The organism is Burkholderia sp. F1 (assembly GCF_050813845.1).
Taxonomy (GTDB): Bacteria; Pseudomonadota; Gammaproteobacteria; order Burkholderiales; family Burkholderiaceae; genus Burkholderia; species Burkholderia ubonensis.
The window spans coordinates 2422995-2442817 of the sequence record NZ_CP172422.1 but is presented as its reverse complement, the minus strand read 5'-3'; the positions used below and the strand labels follow the sequence as shown (position 1 = coordinate 2442817).

Genomic DNA, 19823 nt, shown 5'->3' with positions numbered 1-19823 from the left:
CTATGCGTCGATGCGTTGCCTGAGCCCGTCGCCGGCAAACGGCATTTCGCGCATGCGCTGGCCCGTCGCGTCGAAGATCGCGTTCGCGAGCGCGCCGGCGGTCGGGCCCATCGACGCCTCGGCCGCGCCGAGGAACGGCGCGCCGGGGCGATTGATCAGGTGGACCTTAAGGCTGCGCGGCGCCGCCGAAAAACGCAGGATCGGATAGCTGCTCCAGTCGAAGCTGCGGACCCGTTGCGTATCGTATTTCAACGCCTCGTACAGCGTCCAGCTCGCGGCCTGGACGATGCCGCCTTCGATCTGGTTGCGGATGCCGTCCGGCGACACGGTCTGCCCGGCGTCGACGGCCACGTCCGCGTGGTCGAGCGTCACCTGGCCGGTTTCGGGGACGACCGAGATCTCGACCGCCATCGCGACATAGGCCATCAGGTTCTTGTACCTGCCGAACGCGAAGCCGACGCCGCGATTGCGCGCCCGCGGCGGCCGCGGCCAGCCGAAGCGCGTCGCGGCGAGCTGGATCACGTGCCGGGCGCGCGGATCCTGCATGTGGCGCAACCGGAACTCGACCGGGTCGACGCCGGCCGCATGCGCGAGTTCGTCCATGAAGCTCTCGATCGACCACACGTTCGTATGCGCGCCGAGCGAGCGCATCGCCGACGTCTGCAGCGGCATCGTCGGCGAGAAGTTATTGACGATGTGCAGGTTCGGGAGCGCGTACAGCGGAATCGCGTTGCGGTCGCCGCCGCCCTCGGGCTGCAGCATCGGCGTCGACGGCGCGGGCGCGAACGGCGGCTCGAGCATCCGCGCGGGCAGCAGCCGGCCGGCGTTGACGATCCGCTCGTTGTGCGAGCTGCTCCACAGCGCGTACTGCCAGTCGACGATGTGGCCGCTCGCGTCGAGCGACGCGCTGACCTCGGTGACCATCGCGGGCGTGAAATGGTCCCACGTGTGCTCCTGCTCGCGCATCCACTGGACCCGGATCGGCTTGCCGGGCATTGCGGCCGCGATCAGCGCCGCGTGCGCGGCCGCGTCGTCCGCGCCGTTGTGTCCGTAGCAGCCGGAACCCTCGGTGTGGATGCAGCGGATGCCCGGCTTCGGCCTCGACAGCATTTCGGCGAGCGCGTCGCGCAGCGGATAGACGCCCTGCGAGTGGGTCCACACGGTCAGCACGCCGCTCTCGAGCTGCGCGACCGCGCAGGACGGCCCGATCGAGCCGTGCAGCAAGTAGTTCTTCCGGAAGGTCGCGGTCAGCGTCTTCGCGGCCGGCGCGGTCGCCGCACGCGTGTTGGCGATCTCGATGGATTGCGTCGCGATGTGCTTCAGGTCCTCGTGAACCTTGTCGCGATCGGGCAGCGGCCGGCCGGGCGACCATTGGCAACTTGCCGCGAGCGCGCGCTGCGCGACGACGGCCTGCCATTCGCCGCGCGCGACGACCGCGAGCATGCTGCCGTTGCGGACGATGCGCACGACGCCGGGCATTTTCAGGGTCGCGGCCTCGTCGAACGACAGCAGCTTCGCGTCGTAGACGGGCGGCATCACGACGCGCGCATGCAGCATGCCGGGCAATGCCATGTCCTGCACGTAGCTGACGCCGCCCGTGACCTTGTTCGGAATGTCGACCCGGGGCAGCGACGTGCCTATCACGGTGAACGTGGCCGGGTCCTTCAGCGGCGACGTGGGCGTGGCCTTGCGATGCAGGTCGACGATCCGCACCGCGTCGCCGTAGCTCATCGTGCGGCCGTCGGGCGCCTTGATCACCGCGTCGCTGACCGTCAGCTTGCGCGGATCGACGCCGAACCGCCTCGCGGCGCCGTCGACCAGCAGCCCGCGCACCTGCGCGGCCGCATTCAGCAGCGCGGACCCGCTGTCGGCCATCGTGTGGCTGCCGGCGGTCAGCCCCTCGTCGGGCGACGCGCCGGTATCGGCGGTGAGGAACGTGATCAGCGACGGCTTCATGTTCAGCTGCTCGGCGGCCACCTGCAGCAGCGCGGTGCGCACGCCGGTGCCGAGCTCGACCTTGCCGGTGAACACGGTGACCTTGCCGTCGGGCGTGATCCTGATCCACGCGTCCAGCATCGGATTGGTCTTCAGGCTGCCGGCCAGCGTTTCGGTGGCCTTCGACACGCGGACGGCGGCGCCTTCGTCGGCGATCACGACCTCGGCCATCGCGCGGGCGGCCGGGGCGAGGCTGAACGCGACGAACAGCGCGCCCGAGACCATGAATTGCCGACGGCCTTCATCGATATCGTCTTGGGGATTCATCACAGTGCCTTGCTGATGGTGACGGGTTCGGGGCCGGCGTCCGGCGCTTGCAGGCCCGCGACCTGCCGCACGGCGGCCAGGATCCGCATGTGGGTGCCGCAACGGCAGAGATTCGGCTCCATGTGCGCGCGCAATTCGGCTTCGGTCGGCTTCGGGTGGCGTTCGAGCAGCGCCTGCGCGCGCATGATCATTCCCGCGATGCAGTAGCCGCACTGCGCGGCCTGGTGGTCGATGAACGCGTGCTGGAGCGGCCCCGGACGCTCGGCCGTACCGAGACTTTCGATGGTCCGCACGCGGCGCTGTCCGATCGCGGCGACCGGAATCAGGCACGAGAACATCGGCTTGTCGTCGACGATCACCGTGCATGCGCCGCATTGTCCGAGGCCGCAGCCGAATTTCGCGCCGTGCAGGTGCAGGTCGTTGCGCAGCACGTACAGCAGCGGGGTGGACGGGTCGATGTCGAGCGTGTGCTGGACACCGTTGACGGTCAGCGTAATCATCGCGCGGCGTCCTCCTTTCTGAGCTTCGCGGCCATGGTTTCGATGCCGGACCATGCCGGCCGGCTGGAATACGCGCCGCGGATGTATGCGGCGAGGTCCGCGATCTGCCGGTCGTCGTACTGGTCGATGAATGCCGGCATGTAGTTCAGCGTATCCTCGCCGTGCCAGCCGATTCCGTTGAGCATCATCTGGATCGCGTTGCGCGGCGTGTCCGCGTTCACGGCCGTGCTGAATGCGAGCGTCGGCCGCTCGCCGATCGCCTGCATCGGCGACGCGGGACCATGGCATTGCGCGCACGACGCCTGGAACAGCACCGCGCCGCGCTGCTCGGCCGGCGTCGTCGGCGTGTCGCTGACGGCGGTGAGCGTGGGCCGGGCAGGGGCCGGCTTCTGGATCGACAGGATGTACGACGCGATCGCCTCGACGTCCTCGACCGGCACCGTCGCGAGGTCGCGCGTGACCGGCAGCATCGGCCCGGCGGCCGCGCCGTGTTCGCTCGCGCGGCCGGTGCGCAGGTACGTGACGAGCTGCGCCTGCGTCCACGGATGCACGGCGTTGCCGAGCGCATTGAGCGGCGGCGCGTCCCAGCCGTCGACGATCCCGCCGTCGAACGCCTTGCCGGCCTGCTCGCCGCCGATCGCGTTCAGCGGCGAATGGCAGGATGCGCAGTGCCCGAGGCCGTCGACGAGCAGCTTGCCGCGGTTCCATTGGGCGGACTGCGCCGGATCGGGCTGGTGCTCGCCCTTGCGCAGGAACAGGATGTTCCAGAACGCAACCGGCGGCCGGAAGTTGAGCGGGAAGATCAGGTCGTTCGCGGGCGTCGACGCTTGGACGGGCTCGCGGGTCATCAGGTAGGCATAGGCGGCCGCGATGTCCTGGTCGGAGATCCGCGTGAAATGGGTGTACGGGAACGCCGGATAAAGCGGGTGGCCATCCCGCGCGATCCCGCTGCGCAGCGCGCGCGCGAAAGCATCCTGCGACCAGCGGCCGATCCCGGTATCGGGGTCGGGCGTAATGTTGGTCGCGTAGATCGTGCCGAACGGCGTCGCGAGCGGCAGTCCGCCCGCGAACGGCTTGCCGTCCTTCGCGGTGTGGCAGACGATGCAGTCGCCGAGCGCGACGACGCGCGCGCCCGCGCGAACGAGTTGCGGATCGAACGAGGCGGGCGCGGGCGGTTCGATCGGGGCGATCGACGGCTCGACCATGATGCCGATCGCGACGGCCACGCCGACGAGTGCGATCCCGGCGGCGCCGAACCAGAGTCGTTTGTGTTTCATGTGTGCTCCAGACACATTGATGCGCACGACACGTCGGGTGATGCGCACGGCGGATCATGCGCGCAGTCTATGGCGTGCCCGGCAGGCAAGTCCTGAAGCGACGCTGAAACGTTGTTAACCCGTGTGTGCGCGTGTGCCCGAGGTTGTTCGACGGGCGCGCGAATCCTTTCAATCCGCTGTCGGTATGATGGGCATTCCTGAGCTTTCCGCCGTCGGCGCGCCGCGCTTTGGCGGTGCGGAAGCGGGCGCCGGACATCCGGCGCCCGCCCTGCCGCGCGGCGGTTACTTCTTCGGGATCGGCGCCGGCACCGGCGCGAGCATCTCGTGCTTCTGCTTCGCACGCTGAGGTGCCTTGTGGACCATCGTATAGGCGTAGTCGACACCCATGCCGTACGCGCCGGAGTGTTCGCGGACGATATCCATCACGGCGTCATAGGTCTCGCGGCGCGCCCAGTCGCGCTGCCATTCGAGCAGCACCTGCTGCCAGGTCACGGGAACGATGCCCGCCTGGATCATCCGCTGCATCGCAAAGTCGTGCGCCTCCTTCGACGTGCCGCCCGACGCGTCCGCGACCATGTAGATCTCGTAGTCGCCTTCGTCCATCGCGCACAACGCGAACGTGTTGTTGCAGACCTCCGTCCACAGACCGGACACGACCACTTTCTTGCGGCCGTTCTTCGCCAGCGCGTCGCGCACCTTCTGGTCGTCCCACGAGTTCATCGACGAACGCTCGAGCACGGGGTGATTCGGAAACACGTCGAGGAGCTCCGGAAACGCGTAGCCGGAGAAGCTCTCCGTTTCGACCGTGGTGAGCGTGGTGGGGATGTTGAATACCTTGGCCGCCTTCGCGAGCCCGACGACGTTGTTCTTCAGCGTCTGGCGGTCGATCGACTGCACGCCCATCGCCATTTGCGGCTGCTGATCGATGAAAATAATCTGACTGTTGTGGGGTGTCAGAACCTCGAGCTTCGGATTACCCATGACTGGATCTCACTATTCGACGGGAAAGCTGAATCGGAAGCTGCCGGCGCCCGGATCGGGGCGCCGCGCAGTGCTCGGCGGACAGGATTTTCATCACACATGCGTCCACCGTCACGACGAGTCTAGGAGATGTCGTTAGGACTACATAAATGAATTGTTCTTAATTCAGATGTGCGGCGCGGCCGGTGCTCGCGTCTTCGTCAAAGCGGATTGCCGAGCCCGAAACCCGCAGCCAGCTGCGGACCTTTCTCGAGCAGCGACGTCACTTCCGCGCGGCGTTCCGCCGACCATCGTGCGAGCCGCTCGACGACGTCGGTTGCATCCACGGGCAGCGATTCCGCGAGCGACACCGCGTCGCGCGCAGCCTTCGACGTGCCCGATGCGGTATGCGGCCGCACGGTGCAGGCAGCGTCGCCGACCAGCGCCACGCGGCCGTCGACGAAGTCGGGGCTCAGCGCGTCGAAGATCGCCTGATTGAACGGCGCGCGCGTCGCGAGGACGAGCTGGGAGAATACGGCCGGCAACCGTTCGCGGGCGAGCTGCATCAGCGTCGCGACGGAGTCGTCCGACAGCTCGCCGGGGTGAATCGACGCGTGATGGACTTGCCCGTTGCGATCGGTCAGATGGCGTCGCAATGCGGCAGGGTCCGATTCGTTGCGATACCAGAGCCAGTTGAAGCGCCTCGCGCCCGGCTCGAGCGAACCGTCGAGCGCGGGAATCAGGAACGCCATGAACAATTCGCCCGGCGCCTTGTGCAGCGTCATGTTCTCGACCAGCGTGGCGATTGCCGCGGCGTCGAAATCGGCTTCGTCGACGATGCCGCGCCACGCGACATATCCGGCGAACGACGGCGCATAGCCGGGAAAGAGCCGCGCACGAAGACCCGAGCCGGTTCCGTCGGCGGCGATCAGGAGGTCGGCGCGGACCCGCTCGCCGTCGATGTGGACGTCGACGCCTTCGGCGTCCTGTTCGAAGCCCGTGACCACGCGGCCGTAATGGATCCGCCCCGGCGGCAGCGTGCCGCACAGCGAACGGTAGACCGCGTCCCACGACGAGAACGGCAGCATCTCCGGTTCGTCGCGCGTGACGGCGCCGTCACGGTCGATCCAGCGGCGGCGATGCGTCGGCACGCTGATCATGTCGCGGCAGTGATGCCCGTGCTGCTCGAGAAACGCCATCATGCGCCGCAGCACCGCCACGCCGCCGCCCTGGCCGCGCAACGGGGTGGGCGAGCGTTCGTAGAGCGCGACGTCGTGCCCGATGCAATCGAGCGTCAGCGCGGCCGCGAGTCCTGCTATCGAGCCACCGGCAATGACGACCTTCATCGTGGGTTACTCCTGTGCTTTTCGATGCGAAACGAGCACCGGTTGAATGATGCCACCGTCGGTTCGATTGCGCCTGTGCGGTGCGGACGTCGACAACGGGCGGCTCGGCCACGTTGCGTGCTGCCCGTCTCGATCATCTTCTTCCTCGGCAAGCACGTGACGGCCGGGCACGCGTTGACGTCAGCCGCGCGCCGGCGGTGCTCCGGCGCGCGGCGCGGCGACGGTGCGCCCGCGTGACTACGCCTTCAGGAACGCCAGCAGTTCCGAGTTGATCTGATCCGCGTTGACGACGCACATCCCGTGCGATCCGCCCGGAATCACCTTGAGCTGCGCGTTCTTCACGATTTTCGCCGACAACCGTCCGGAATCGTCGATCGGCACGATCTGGTCGTCGTCGCCGTGCAGCACCAGCGTCGGCACGTCGATCTTCTTCAGGTCCTCGGTGTAGTCGACTTCCGAGAATTCCTTCACGCACAGATACTGGCCGTACGCGCCGCCCATCATCCCTTGCGCCCAGAACGCGTCGATCGTGCCCTGCGACACCTTCGCGTTCGGCCGGTTGAAGCCGAAGAACGGCACCGCGAGATCCTTGTAGAACTGCGAACGGTTCTCGGCGACGTTCTTGCGGATGCCGTCGAACACCTCCATCGGCAGGCCGCCCGGGTTGGTCGCCGACTTCACCATCTGCGGCGGCACCGCGCCGATCAGCACGGCTTTCGCGACGCGCTTCGTGCCGTGCCGCCCGATGTAATGCGCGACTTCGCCGCCGCCCGTCGAATGGCCGACGAGCGTCGCTTCGCGCAGGTCGAGCGCGTCGATCAGCGCGGCCAGGTCGTCGGCATAGGTGTCCATGTCGTTGCCGTGCGACGGCTGGCTCGAGCGGCCGTGGCCGCGGCGGTCGTGCGCGATCACGCGATAGCCGTGCTGCAGCAGGAACAGCATCTGCGCGTCCCACGCGTCGGCGCACAGCGGCCAGCCGTGGGAGAAGACGACCGGACGGCCGGAGCCCCAGTCCTTGTAGTAGATCTGCGTTCCGTCTTTCGTGGTGATCGTGTTCATCGCATGAACTCCGTGATGGGCAGAAGTGGCGGCGGCATGTTTCGGCGCGCCGGCCGCCGATGCCGCCGCGGGCAGGGCGGCGGCGGCAACGGCGGTGGCGCCGGCGAGCAGCATGTCGCGGCGTCGGGTCGAGGGAACGGCGTCGGTATGCGTAGGACGCATGGGGGCTCCTTGAGCGTGCGGCTGAACGACGCCGCGTCAAACGGATTGGTATGGCGGCCGGCACGAGGCAAGCTTGCCTCGTGCCGGCGGGCGCGCGCCGTCGCGGATCGGATACGAGCGCGGCGCCGGCGAGCGCAGATCGCAGCCTATAGCCGCGCACGGGGCCCTGTACTGAAATCGGGCTGAATTGTCTTGAAGGCGGTTGTCGAGCACGGCCGCACAGCAGGTCGCCCCGCCGTCCGCAAGAAGAATTAAGCGCGGACCCAAGGACGCTTCAGCGGCCGTGCGCTATCGTCGGCAGCAGGTCGCTCCCGGCACGTATCGGCGTCGGACCGGGTTGCGGGGCGACGCCAGCCGCGACGAGAACGGACAGGAGACGGCCAGGATCTCGCATTTTCGCCAGGACTCACCGTCATGAACGAATTCCATCGTTGGGAACGGATGATCACGCTGCTCGCCCCGTCGTACGGCGCGGACTACCCGATGCCGCCGTATGGCCGCGATCCGTTCGGCGCGCGCCGCTGCCGCGACGTCGCGGCGAAATCGCCGAATCGCGGCGCGTGCGGCCGAAGCGCGATCGTCGCCGTCGAGCGGCAGACCGACTCGTCGGTGCTCGTGTCGTGGAGCGACCCGACGCGCTGCCGCTACGACGATCAACGCTGGATCAGCGCGAAGTCGCGCATCCGCAGCTGCTGCGCGCTGACCGGGCGGGTGATCCATATCGGCGACGCGATCTACAAGCCGCAGTGGCGCGGCGCGAAGCGCCCGGCGAACGGCGCGGAGATGATCCTGGCGACCGAACTCGACCGGCTCGTCGTCCGCCTGGCCGGTTCCTGAGCAGGCGCAGCGCAATCACAGTCTTTTCCACCGCAAGGAACACACTCATGAGCATGTTTACGACACGCGACGGCGTTTCGCTCTACTACAAGGATTGGGGCGCCGGGCTGCCGGTCGTCTTCATTCACGGCTGGCCGCTGAACGCCGACATGTGGGACGTCCAGATGGTTCACCTGGCGTCGCACGGCTTTCGCTGCATCGCGTATGACCGACGAGGCTTCGGGCGCTCCGACCAGCCGTGGTCCGGATACGACTACGACACGCTCGCCGACGATCTGGCCGCGCTGCTCGACACGCTCGACCTGAACGACGTGATGCTGGTCGGTTTCTCGATGGGGGGCGGCGAGGTCGCGCGCTACATCAGCCGGCACGGCACGAAGCGCATCGCGAAAGCCGTGCTGCTCGGCTCGGTCACGCCGCTGATCGCGCGGCGCGACGATCATCGCGAAGGCGTCGACATCGCCGTGTTCGACGGCATCCGCGCGGGGATCCTGGCCGATCGCGCGGCGTTTCTCGAGCAATTCTGGCCGCTGTTTACCGGCTCGAACCGGGCCGGCTCGACGATCTCGCGCGAGGCGCTCGACTGGACGACGTCCATGGCGCTGCAGGCCGGGTTGAAGGGGACGCTCGACTGCGTGCGGGCCTTCTCGGAGACGGATTTCCGCGCGGATCTCGGCAAGTTCGACGTACCGACGCTCGTGATTCACGGCGACGACGACCAGACCGTGCCGCTCGCGCTGACCGGCGCGGTCGCCGCGAAGCGCGTGCCGCGCGCGACCCTCAGCGTGTACGAGGGCGCGCCGCACGCGCTGTACCTGACGCACGCGGGGCGCCTGAACGACGACCTGCTGGCGTTCGTGCGGGCATGACAGGCGCGGCCGCGCCGGCACCGCGCCGACAGGCGGCGCCGTGCCGGGTGGCCGATCTTCTCGAACATCGGGCCGGAGAAACGTTTCTCGGCAATGGTCGCGAGGAGCGTGGGCACGCCGAGTTCCTTCGTGGCCTTCGTGACGAACGCGTCACTCCTTCCAGATCGAGCCGAGGACCAGGCCGCAGAAATTCCTGCGGCGATAGTTCGGATCGCAGCGTTCGAGCACGTCCGCGCAGACACTGCCGAACGCAGTCTCGGGTCGCCCCGCGATCCCGTCCGCGAACGCTTCGAGGATCAGCTCCTTGAATCCCGCGCCGCGCGGCCACGCATGCACGACCGCGTCGCGCTCGGCGCGGCTCACTTCATCGAAGTGCAGCGCGAGCAGGTCGGTCTCGACGCCCGCGCCGAGCAGCACCGTCAGCGGCGTCATGTAAGGGTGGATGCCGAAGGTCGTATGCAGCGCGATCGCGCGCCAGGCGTCGGCCGCGTCCTCGGCCGGCACGCCGTGCGCGTCGAGGAACGCATGCGCTGCGTTGGCGCTGTCCACCTCGAAGCGCCTGCGCGAATGCCGGTAGCGCTCGGTCAGCCCGATGTCGTGAAACAGCGCGACCACGTACAGCAGTTCCTCGTTGAACGCCAGCCCGCGGCGCCGGCCGATTATCGATGCGAACAGGAACACGCGCATCGCGTGCCGGAACAGGATCTCCGGCTCGCTGCCGCGTACCGCCGCGGTGGCGGCCTGCGCGATCGGGCCGTCTGGAATCCGGATGCCGGCGATGCGGTTGCCCATGAGCGTGTTCCTCACGACGGGCGGACGGCGGCCGCGAAGGGCGGCATGCGTTGCTGCGCCGCAATCTTCGCGCGGCGCAGGAGCGTGTCGGTCGACGGTCCGTCGTTCGTCTGGGCGGTCATGTGCGGTTCCCGGGAAACTCGCCGGCGTTGCTGCGCCGACGGTAGCGAACATCGTCGCGCGACGGGTCGCTGAATGTCCTGAGCGGAGTCTGAAACGTTCTGAACAGGGAGGGGCGGCTGCGTCGATCCGGGGAATCGGCTTCTTCGGCCTAATTAAACGATTGACGAATTACATTCTGAAAGCCGTATATCCGGCCGTGTGAAAACGACTTTATAGATGAATGATCATTTCGTGTTTTATGGATCGAAACAGCATGCGAATGTCCGCGATGGCTGTCGACGCGAGGCGTTCGCGCGAAGAGACAAGCTACAGCCGTGCTTGCCGGTGTGGCGTCACTTCAAAAATTTCGGTCCTTTAATTCGGATTATTTAAAGCTTTGAGCGCGTCAAATGACGTAGCATGGTGGCCCCGATCGACGTGGCTTCTCACCGGAAGCCGTTGATCGCACTCGCTAAAATGCTTCCCCCATGATTCGGATTGGTACGCTTCACGTTTTCCTCGACAAACGTGAGATTCGCTCGAACGGCAAGCCGGTGCGCATCGGCAGCCGCGCGTTCGAGATTCTCGAGCTGCTGATCCGTGCGGACGGCGCGCTGGTATCGAAAGACGAGATCATGCAGCGCGTCTGGCCGCACACGGTGGTCGAGGAAAACAACCTGCAGGTGCACATCGCGGCGCTGCGCAAGGCGCTCGCCGGTGACCGCGACCTGATCGTGACGGTACCGGGCCGCGGCTACCGGCTGGTCGGCGGCTACAGTGAAGACCTGCCGCCCGGCGCGCCGGGCGTGCGTGACGCGCGTCCGGCGGCCTGGCGATTAGCGGCCGCGCCGAACGCGCTCGTCGGCCGCGAGGACGTGGTGGCCGACGTGCTCGCCGCTCTCGATGGCGCGCGCGTCGTGACGCTCGTCGGGGCGGGGGGGATCGGCAAGACCCGCGTCGCGGTCGAAGCGGCCATGCAGGCGGCGGCGCGCTTTCCCGACGGCATCGCATTCGTGTCGCTTGCCGCGATATCGTGCCCGCGCTTCGTGGCCGACGCGCTGGCGAGTGCGTTCGGCATCGCGCAGCCGGCCGGATCGCTGACCCTCGAAGCCGTCGTCGCTCACGTGGCATGCCGCAGGATGCTGCTCGTGCTCGACAACTGCGAACACCTGATCGACGCGGCCGCGCAGATCGCCGGCGCGCTCACCGACGCGCACGCGGGGCTTTGCGTGCTCGCGACCAGCCGCGAAGCGCTGCGCATCCACGGTGAACGCCTGCAACCGGTTCCGCCGCTCGACGTGCCGGGCGAGAGCGACGGCTACGGCGCGATCATGGACACGAGCGCGGTGCAGCTGTTCGTCGCCCGCGCGCGCGCCGCCGATCCGCGCTTTCCGCTGGACGCGCGCAGCCTGTCGCTGACGGCCTCGATCTGCCGCCACCTCGACGGGCTGCCGCTCGCGATCGAGCTTGCGGCGGCCAGGGCGGCCGTGCTGGGCGTCGAAGTGCTGGCCGCGCATCTGGACGACCATTTCCGGCTGCTGACGGGTGGCTTTCGCACCGCGCTGCCGCGCCACCAGACGCTGCAGGCGATGTACGACTGGAGCTATCGGCTGCTCGGCGACACCGAACGCCTGCTGTTGCGCTGGCTCGGCGTGTTCCGGGACGGGTTCTCGCTCGAAGCGGTCCGCAGCGTCGTCGGCGTGAAGGGGCTGTGCGATGCGGATCGCCTCGACGCGATCGCCGGCCTCGTGTCGAAATCGCTCGTGATCCTGGAGAACGCGCACGGCGCGCCGCGCTACCGGCTGCTCGCGACCACGCGCGCCTATGCGCTGCAGCAGCTCGAGAACAACGGCGAATGCACGGCCGCGGCGCTCGCGCATGCGAACTACTTCCTTGCGCTGTTCAGGCAGACGCCGAACGGCGACGACGGGGCGAGGGCCGTCACCCGCCTCGATGTGATCCGGCGCGAACTCGGCAATCTGCGCGCCGCGCTCGACTGGACATTCTCGCCCGGCGGCGACAGGTCGGTCGGCATCGCACTCGCGGCCGTCGCCGTGCCGTGCCTGTTCGATCTGTCGCTCGTCGACGAATGCCGGGAGCGGGCGCGGATCACGCTCGACGCGACACAGGACCCCGAGATGGCGCCGGTATCCGCCGACACCCGGGTACGGCTGCTGGCGGCTTACGCCGCCGCGCTCGCACACACGGCGGGCCCGACGCAAGCCATGCACGACGCGTGGTCGGAAGTCCATTTGCTCAGGTCCGAGGCAGGGGAAGCGGGCGTGTGAGCGCGCCGGCGGGCGCGCGTCCGGCTTCGTCATCGCGGCATTCAGAACGTTTCAAGCGGTTAACAGGACTTTGCAGGACTTTGGCCGCAAGCGCGCCTACAGTCGGATTCCGTGGAAACGGCAGAAGGCGCGGCGCGCCCGCGCCTTCCAAATCGATCGATAGCCCCTTGACGTCCTCCTCCGCCTGAAGGCGGAGGATTCCCGCAGCTGGCGATGCACGTCCGCATCGGAGAATGTTCAACGCAGCGTTGGTATCACGATCATGCACGACACCACAGCCACTGCAGGTCCACGCTCTTATTCGCAGTCCCGCGATACCTTTCGGCCGCGTCGTGCTGTCTGTCGATCCGCACGACGAACAGGACTGGGTCGAACCGCTTTCGTCCACTTCCTCGAACGTGGCTCCGTGCGCCATCGCGTTGTAACGGAGCTCGTTTCGGAAGGACGACCAGGCTGCGTCGTGGACGCTCTTCGCCATCCTGGTTCTGGCGAGTTTCACGGCCGACACGTTGCCGAGCGCGATGTCATCGAAGCACCGCACCAGATCGAGCGCGAGCTTGTGCTGGAAGTCGGCGCGGGCATTGACCACCTTGGCGTGCAGCTTCGCGATATGCCGCTTGTGCTTGCGCGCCCGCTGCGCCTTCGCCAGCTTGTCGGCCGCGCGCCGGCCGAACCGGTCATTCGGCAGCTTCTCGCCGGACGAAAGTGCGGCGAAGTCTTTCAGGCCGAGATCGATGCCGACGCCGGAACGGATCGGTCGGGCCTGAACTTCGGGCATCTCGATCACGATGTTGAGAAACCCGTTGCCGCGCGCATCCTGCGCGAAGTGGGTGCCGTCCTTGATCTTGCCGTCGGGAAGCGGTCGGCTGCCGACCACCCGGAAGGTGTTGCCGGCGAAACGGAAAAGGAGTCCGTCGAGCGACTTCACGGGGTAGCGGTAGACAAGGATCATGCCGGCCATCCTGACCCGTGGAAGAAGCTGCCTGTCAAGAACGCTCCTTTCCTCCCCGCCATCAATGGCGGAGTTTCCCGGAGCAACTGATGAACACCATCCAGTCCGATCTTTCCCGTCGTGCCACCGATCTCGGCCTGCTGTTCCTGCGCGTCAGCGCCAGCGTGCTGCTGCTGATCGTGCACGGCCTGCCCAAGGTGCTGCACTACACGAGCGAGGCTGCCGCTATCGAGGATCCGTTTCATTTGGGCAGGACCGTTTCCATCGCGTTTGCGATATTCGCGGAAGTGATCTGCCCGATCTTCGTGATCGCCGGCGTATTGCCTCGGCTCGCCGCCCTCCCGGCGATGATCGTCACGGTGGTCGCGCTGGCGTTCGTCCACCCGGACTGGACGGCCGAGCAGGCGCAGTTCGCGTGGATGCTGCTGATCCTGTTCGGCACGATCGCCATCGCGGGCGCCGGCCGCTATTCGCTGTCGGCGATCGTTCGCAAGGTCGAATAGGCCCGGCGGCATGCGGAGACGCTCGCACCGTGCCGCCGTTGCCGATCGCAACCCTTGCCCGAATTCCGGTCCGACATGCTGAATCTCTCTTCCGCAGTCGTCTATGGCGCACCGGTCGTCATCGCCGACATCGTTGCATGGCGCGTGCTGGGGCGCGGGAAATCCGTCGCCAGAAAGACCTGGCGCTGCGTCGCATTCGCCGCGCTGACCTATGTGCTGTTCGCAAGCGGCGTCAGCCCGCTCGCCGTTCCCGCATCCCCCGCGTGGTTCGATCGCCTCGCCGTGCAGGCGATCTGCGTCGCATGGTGGCTCCAGTGCGCGATCGTGTTCAGCCTGGTTCTCGATCATTTGCTGTTGCCGCGTTCATGGCGCGCGCAGCGGCTCTTCCACGACATCGTGGCGGGCGTCGTGTTCGGCGCCGCCGTGGTCGCCGCGCTGGGCTATGTGCTCGGCCTGCCGCTGAGCGGCCTCGTCGCCACGTCCGGGGCCATGGCCGTGATACTCGGTCTTGCGATCCAGAACACGCTGAACGATGTGTTTTCGGGACTGGTGCTGAACACCACGCAGCCGTTCCGCCTGAACGATACGGTCGCCATCGGGGACCTGGAAGGGCGAATCGTCGAAAGCAACTGGCGGGCGACGAAACTGATCAACGGGCTCGGCAACCTGGTCGTCGTGCCGAACAGCGCGGCGGCCAGGGCGACGATCGTCAACTTGAGCGAGCCCGCCAGCACGCACGGCGTGACGCTCGGGCTCGAGATCGACCCCGAGATCCGGCCGGCCGTCGTCCTCGATGCCCTCGAACGCGCCGCCGCGAGCTCGCAGGACGTGCTGGCGAGCCCTGCGCCGATTGCCGCGGTGAGGGCATTCCGGACGAATTCCATCGAGTACGAGCTGGTCTGCTATGTCGATTCGCTGCAGAAGAAGACCGCGGCCCGCAACCGGCTATACGATCTCGTGCATCGGCACCTGTCCTCCGCAGGCGTGATACTGCGCCCGCTCGCCGGCGCGGCTGCCGATCGTCCCGCCGTTTCGCATCGCCAGCGCCTGCTGCGCGCGGTCGAGCTGTTCAGGCATCTCGACGATGCGGACCTGGCGATGCTCGCCGACGCGCTCACGTCACGCACCTTCAACAAGGGGGAAGTCATCTACGCGTCGGATTCGGATATGCGCATGCTGACGATTGTCGAATCCGGCGTGGCGTCGGTGTTCGCGCCCAGCGTTGCCGGCGACGTGGAGGTCAGGCGCATGGCGCCCGGCGATGCGATCGGCCAGTCCGTCGTGCTGGCCGGCACGAAGCTGCACGCGACCGTTTACGCGGTGACCCCGGTCGTGGTCTTTCAGTTGCGAAGCGACGACCTTTCGCCGCTCATCGGCCGAAAGCCCGAACTCGGCAGGCTGATGTGCCAGTCCGTCACCGAGCACATCGCGGCGGAGGAAAAGCTGATGATCCCGCCCGAGGTGAAGGAGAGCGCCTCCTTCAGCCTGCTCGGATGGCTCGAAAAGGAGATGAAGCGTCTTCACGACTTGATCGGCTGACGGTTGCGGCTCGGCGTGCATCGAGTCCGACTCGTACGCATACACTCGCCCGGCCGGGACGGCGCCGCCGACTGAACGCCGTCAGCGTTGCGCGATCGCGTCGCCGCCCGCCGACCACCCGCCGCCGAGCGCCTTGTAGAGCGCGACCAGCGCCAGCGCCGCGTCGCGCTCGGTCTGTGCGAGCTTGTCGTCGGCCGCGCGCAGCGCACGCTCCGCGTCGAGCACCGGCAGGAAGTCGGTGAGCCCTTGCCGGTAGAGCCGCGTCGCGACCGTCACGGCGTCGCGATCCGCCGCGACCTCGGCGGCGAGCCGATCGCGCCGCACTTGCGTGTGGCCATACGACGACAGGGCCGTTTCGACGTCGCGCAGCGCGCCCAGCACCGTGCGGCGGTACACGGCGGCCGCTTCGTCGGTGCGCGCCGCTTCGGCGCGTACCGCGAAGCGCACCTTGCCCGCATCGAAGATCAGCCAGCTGATGTTGGGGCCGACTTTCAGATAGCGGCTCGGCATCGTGAGAAAGGTCGACGCGTCGAGGCTCTGCAGGCCGGCCACGCCCGTCAGCGAGAAGTGCGGATACAGGTCGGCCTGCGCGACGCCGATCCTCGCATGGGCCGCCGCGAGGCGCCGTTCGGCCGCGCGGATGTCGGGGCGGCGCTTCAGCAGGTCCGACGGCAGCCCGATCGGCACGTCGGCGACGGGCGCGGGGATCGGGCCGGCGGTATCGAGTTCGGCCAGCACGGATTCGGGCGGATGCCCGACGAGCGCGCCGATCCGGTAGATCGACGCGCGCGCGTCCGCCTCGAATGCTGGCAGGTCGGATTCCGTGTCGGACACCTGCGCCTGCGCGCGCAACACGTCAAGACGCGACGCCAGCCCCGCGTCGAACTGCGCGCGCGTGAGCGCGAGCGCATCGCGCTGCAGCGCCGCGTCGTCGCGCGCCACCGCGAGGCGGCGCTGCGCGCCGCGCAGCTCGACGTAGTTGCGCGCGATTTCCGCGAGCAGCGTCAGCATCGCGTCGCCGCGCTCGGCGACCGCCGCCTCGTAGGACGCATCGGCGGACTCGACGGTGCGCCGCGTGCCGCCGAACACGTCGATTTCCCACGACGCGTCGAAGCCGGCCTGATACAGGTTGCCGTTGGCGCTCCGGCCGAGCCCGCCGGGCTGCACGCCGACGGGCACGTTCGCGCTGCCGTGCGTGCGGTCGTAGGCGGCGCCGGCTTCCAGCGCCGGATAACCGGCCGAGCCCGCGATTGCTTGCCGCGCGCGAGCCTCGCGCACGCGCGCTTCGGCCGCGTCGAGGTCGGGCGCCGAGCGCAGCGCGTCGTCGATCAGGCGGTCGAGCACCGGGTCGCCGAGGTTCTTCCACCACATGTCGGGCGCGGCCGGCGTAGTCGCAAGCGGCGCGGCTGGCCGCTCCGCGTAGGTCGCCGGCAGCGCGGGATGCGGCGCGACGTAGTCGGGGCCAACGGTGCAGCCGGCGAGCCACGCGCCGAGCGTCGCGATCGCGATCGCCGCGGCTGGCCTGCCGCGGCGCGCGCGTTGCGGGCCGCGCGGGATCAATTCAGGAATCCGAGCCATGCCGGCCGCTCCCGAATGGCGATGCGCGCTTCGACCGACATGCCCGGCGAAATCCACCGCAGCGCGTCGCCCGGACGATCGAACACGATCTTGACCGGCACGCGTTGCACGACCTTCACGAAATTGCCGGTCGCGTTCTCCGGCGGGAGCAGTGCGAAGCGCGCACCGGTGCCGCGCTGGATGCTGTCGACATGGCCGCTCAGGCGCAGGTCCGGAAACGCGTCGACGCGGATCGTGACCGGCTGGCCAGGGCGCACGTCCGTCAACTGCGTCTCCTTGTAGTTGGCGATGACGTAGAGCGTCTCCGGCACGACCGACAGCAGCATCTGGCCGGGCTGCACGAAATTGCCGGGCTCGACGCTCTTGCGCGCGACCGTGCCGCTTTCGGTCGCATAGATCTTCACGTAGGACAGGTTCAGGTTCGCTTGCGCGAGCGCGGCGCGCGCCTGCTCGACCGCGGCCTCGGCCGTGAGCGCCTGCGACCGCGCGAGCCGGGCCTGCGCCCGCGCGGCATCGATGCGCACCTGCACGGCGACCGCGGTCGCGCGCGTGCCGGCGGCCGCCGCCTTGCCCTCGTCGACGCGTTCGGACGACACCGCGCGGACGTCCGATACCGCTTGCAGGCGGCCGAGGCTGGCCTGCGCGAGCCGCGCGTTGGCCTGCGCGACCTCGAGCTCGGCGCGCTGGCGCGCGACTTCCGCGTCGGCGACCGGGATCTGGTCCTGCGCCTCGCGCAGCTTGCCTTGCGCATTCGCGAGGCTCGCCTGTGCCTGCGACAGCTGTACCGCGTAGTCGCGCGGATCGAGTTCGATCAGCAACTGGCCCGCGCGCACCTTGCTGTTGTCGTCGACGTGCAGCGCCTTCACGTACGCCGGAATCTTCGGAATGACCGATACGACGTGCGCTTCGACGTAGGCGTCGTCGGTGGCCTTCTCATAAAGCGCCGGCACGACGAAACAGAGCGCGGCGAGCGCGAGGATCGCGAGGCCGGCTAGCGCGATGGTCAGCGAGCGGCGATTGCCGGCCGGCTTCGCGGGCGGCGGCGCGGCGCTCGCCGGCGCGCCGGGCTGCCCGGGCGGCGAGGTTTCGTTCATGGCGGATTCTCTGCGGGGATGTCGGGGGAATGTCGCGAAACGGCAGGCGCTTGCCAGGGTCCTTGCCTGGTTTGTACCGGAGTCGGCGGGACGATCGGCAGCACGCACAGCGCGAGCACGCCGACGACGGCCATGAACGCAAATGCGTCCGCATACGCGTATGTCGCGGCCTGGCGCGCGCCGTGTTCGGCCAGCACGCGCAGCGCGGCGTGCCCGCCGTCGATCGGCGCATAGCCGCCGTTCGCGCCGAGCGCCGACGCGACCTTCGCGAGCCAGTCGCGGGTGGCCGGGTTGTCGAGGCGGACATGATCGTAGAGCCGCGCCGAGTGCAGCGTCTCGCGATGCGAGATCAGGATCGTCAGGATCGCGACGCCAAGCGACGCGCCGAACTGCCGGAACGTCATGTACAGCGAGACGCCGTCGAGCAGCCTGTTCTGGTCGATGCGCGCGACCGTGCCGCTGCCGACGGCCGGCAGGAGCGGCGCGAGGCAGCACGCATACAGCATCAGCGGCAAGATGAAATACGGGCCGGGCGTGCCGGCCGTCATCAGCCGGTTGAATGCGACCATCGACGCGACCAGCATCAGCAGCGCGATCGCGATCGCCTTGCGCTGGCCGACGCGCGCGATCAGCTCGACCATCGCCGGCCGGATCGCGGCCGCGCACAGCGCGTACACGCACATGATCTGGCCGGTTTGCGTCGCGCTGTACGTCTGGCCGGCGAGATTGCGCAGGAACTCGGGCAGCACGAACACGCTGCCGGACAGGATCATGCCGGTGAACACGCCGAGCACCGCCGACGACAGCACGTTGCGATCGAGCAGCAGGTTGAGGCACAGCAGCGGCGTGCGGTTCGACGGGCTCGACTGCCACGCGACGAACAGGACCAGCGCGGCCGCGCACGCGAAGGCGAGCGCGCGCAGGTGCGCGGAACCGAACCAGTCGTCGATCTCGCCGCGGTTGAGGATCACCTGCAGCGACACCAGCGCGATCCCGAGCAGCACGATGCCGGGCCAGTCGGTCGCGATGCGGCGATCCGACGACGGCGGCGGCAGCGTCGGGAAATGCCGGGCGATCAGCCACAGCGCGAGCGCCGCGTACAGCAGGTTCGGCAGCAGGATGAGTCGCCAGTGAGAGTGGTCGGTGATGTAGCCGCTCGCGAGCAGGCCGGCCGCGCTCGACAGGTACAGCACCGTCGAGACGCGCATCAGCGACGGGCTGCGTTGCGGCTTCGGCATCAGCACGTAGATGCTCGCGCGCCACCAGACCACGAGCCCCGCGCCGGAAAAGCCCTGCAGCGCTCGCCAGAGCAGCATCGAATCGAATTCGGGCGACAGCGCGACGCCCATCGACGTCGCCGCGAACGCGACGACGGTCGCGAGCAGGAAGCGCTTGTAGCCGACGTGGCCGGCGAGCCAGATCGATACCGGCACGCCGAGAAACAGCGCGCTGCTGTACACGGTCAGCAGCCAGCTCGCTTCGTCGGCCGACACGCCGAGCGAGCCGGTCAGGTCCGGCAGCACGAGGTTCATGCTGTCGAACGTATAGAACTCCATGCCGGTCGCGAGGCCGAGCCCGAGCAGCAGCAGGCGGACCTGCGCGGGACGCATCGCGATGGCGGCGGGGGGCGGCGCGGACGAAGCGGTTTCGTTCATGTCGTCGGGCACGCGGCGACGCGCACGGATCGGCGCGCCGCCGCGGCG

Annotated in this window: 15 protein-coding genes and 1 pseudogene; 5 read left to right on the top strand and 11 right to left on the bottom strand. The window is 68.3% G+C overall.

The annotated features are described in order from the left end of the window. From ACFIMZ_RS29445 to ACFIMZ_RS29420, 6 genes are all read right to left on the bottom strand, one after another. A complete protein-coding gene (locus ACFIMZ_RS29445) occupies positions 1–2262 on the bottom strand; it encodes a molybdopterin cofactor-binding domain-containing protein (RefSeq protein WP_431822988.1) in 2262 nt (753 codons plus the stop codon). Next, positions 2262–2762 (bottom strand): (2Fe-2S)-binding protein, encoded by a 501-nt coding sequence (locus ACFIMZ_RS29440; RefSeq protein ID WP_431822987.1) that lies wholly within the window; start codon positions 2760–2762, stop codon positions 2262–2264. Before ACFIMZ_RS29440 ends, ACFIMZ_RS29445 begins: the two co-directional genes overlap by 1 nt. Further along, positions 2759–4039 (bottom strand): c-type cytochrome, encoded by a 1281-nt coding sequence (locus tag ACFIMZ_RS29435; RefSeq protein ID WP_431822986.1) that lies wholly within the window; start codon positions 4037–4039, stop codon positions 2759–2761. Before ACFIMZ_RS29435 ends, ACFIMZ_RS29440 begins: the two co-directional genes overlap by 4 nt. A 282-nt stretch (positions 4040–4321) precedes the next feature. After that, on the bottom strand, positions 4322–5020 hold the full coding sequence (locus ACFIMZ_RS29430) for a hydrolase (RefSeq protein WP_431822985.1): 699 nt from the start codon (positions 5018–5020) through the stop codon (positions 4322–4324). Between the two features lie 200 nt (positions 5021–5220). Next, positions 5221–6345: an FAD binding domain-containing protein gene (locus ACFIMZ_RS29425; RefSeq protein WP_431822984.1), complete on the bottom strand. Its 1125-nt coding sequence runs from the start codon at positions 6343–6345 to the stop codon at positions 5221–5223. 237 nt (positions 6346–6582) lie between these two features. Further along, entirely contained in the window at positions 6583–7404 is an 822-nt protein-coding gene (locus ACFIMZ_RS29420; RefSeq protein ID WP_431822983.1) for an alpha/beta fold hydrolase, read from the bottom strand. 576 nt (positions 7405–7980) lie between these two features. On the opposite strand from ACFIMZ_RS29420, the gene ACFIMZ_RS29415 reads away from it, so the two are divergent. Together ACFIMZ_RS29415 and ACFIMZ_RS29410 are read left to right on the top strand one after the other, a co-directional pair. Beyond that, positions 7981–8403 (top strand): DUF3331 domain-containing protein, encoded by a 423-nt coding sequence (locus tag ACFIMZ_RS29415; protein WP_431822982.1) that lies wholly within the window; start codon positions 7981–7983, stop codon positions 8401–8403. A gap of 47 nt (positions 8404–8450) precedes the next feature. Then, positions 8451–9272, top strand: a complete 822-nt coding sequence (locus ACFIMZ_RS29410; protein ID WP_431822981.1) for an alpha/beta fold hydrolase — start codon at positions 8451–8453, stop codon at positions 9270–9272. Positions 9273–9422: 150 nt separating this feature from the next. Here ACFIMZ_RS29410 and ACFIMZ_RS29405 read toward each other — a convergent pair whose 3' ends face one another. After that, on the bottom strand, positions 9423–10064 hold the full coding sequence (locus ACFIMZ_RS29405) for an HD domain-containing protein (RefSeq protein ID WP_431822980.1): 642 nt from the start codon (positions 10062–10064) through the stop codon (positions 9423–9425). Between the two features lie 590 nt (positions 10065–10654). Here ACFIMZ_RS29405 and ACFIMZ_RS29400 point away from each other — a divergent pair. Further along, positions 10655–12454 carry an ATP-binding protein gene (locus ACFIMZ_RS29400; protein ID WP_431822979.1) on the top strand — a complete coding sequence of 600 codons (1800 nt, stop codon included), beginning with the start codon at positions 10655–10657 and terminating at the stop codon, positions 12452–12454. 187 nt (positions 12455–12641) lie between these two features. On the opposite strand, the pseudogene ACFIMZ_RS29395 reads toward ACFIMZ_RS29400, so the two are convergent. Continuing rightward, positions 12642–13427: pseudogene (locus tag ACFIMZ_RS29395) on the bottom strand (RNA-guided endonuclease InsQ/TnpB family protein); the annotation flags it as partial. 68 nt (positions 13428–13495) lie between these two features. On the opposite strand from ACFIMZ_RS29395, the gene ACFIMZ_RS29390 reads away from it, so the two are divergent. Then, positions 13496–13909, top strand: coding sequence for a DoxX family protein (locus tag ACFIMZ_RS29390; protein WP_431822978.1), 414 nt, complete (start codon positions 13496–13498; stop codon positions 13907–13909). A gap of 75 nt (positions 13910–13984) precedes the next feature. Beyond that, positions 13985–15448: a mechanosensitive ion channel domain-containing protein gene (locus tag ACFIMZ_RS29385; protein ID WP_431822977.1), complete on the top strand. Its 1464-nt coding sequence runs from the start codon at positions 13985–13987 to the stop codon at positions 15446–15448. A gap of 81 nt (positions 15449–15529) precedes the next feature. Here the strand turns inward: ACFIMZ_RS29385 and ACFIMZ_RS29380 are convergent, their stop codons facing one another. Genes ACFIMZ_RS29380 through ACFIMZ_RS29370 form a run of 3 tightly spaced genes read right to left on the bottom strand, consistent with a single transcriptional unit; the run spans position 15530 to position 19775 of the window. After that, positions 15530–17026, bottom strand: coding sequence for an efflux transporter outer membrane subunit (locus tag ACFIMZ_RS29380; RefSeq protein ID WP_431822976.1), 1497 nt, complete (start codon positions 17024–17026; stop codon positions 15530–15532). Then, positions 17005–18120 (bottom strand): HlyD family secretion protein, encoded by a 1116-nt coding sequence (locus tag ACFIMZ_RS29375; protein ID WP_431822975.1) that lies wholly within the window; start codon positions 18118–18120, stop codon positions 17005–17007. Before ACFIMZ_RS29375 ends, ACFIMZ_RS29380 begins: the two co-directional genes overlap by 22 nt. Continuing rightward, positions 18117–19775 carry an MFS transporter gene (locus ACFIMZ_RS29370; RefSeq protein ID WP_431822974.1) on the bottom strand — a complete coding sequence of 553 codons (1659 nt, stop codon included), beginning with the start codon at positions 19773–19775 and terminating at the stop codon, positions 18117–18119. Before ACFIMZ_RS29370 ends, ACFIMZ_RS29375 begins: the two co-directional genes overlap by 4 nt. Positions 19776–19823: the final 48 nt, after the last annotated feature.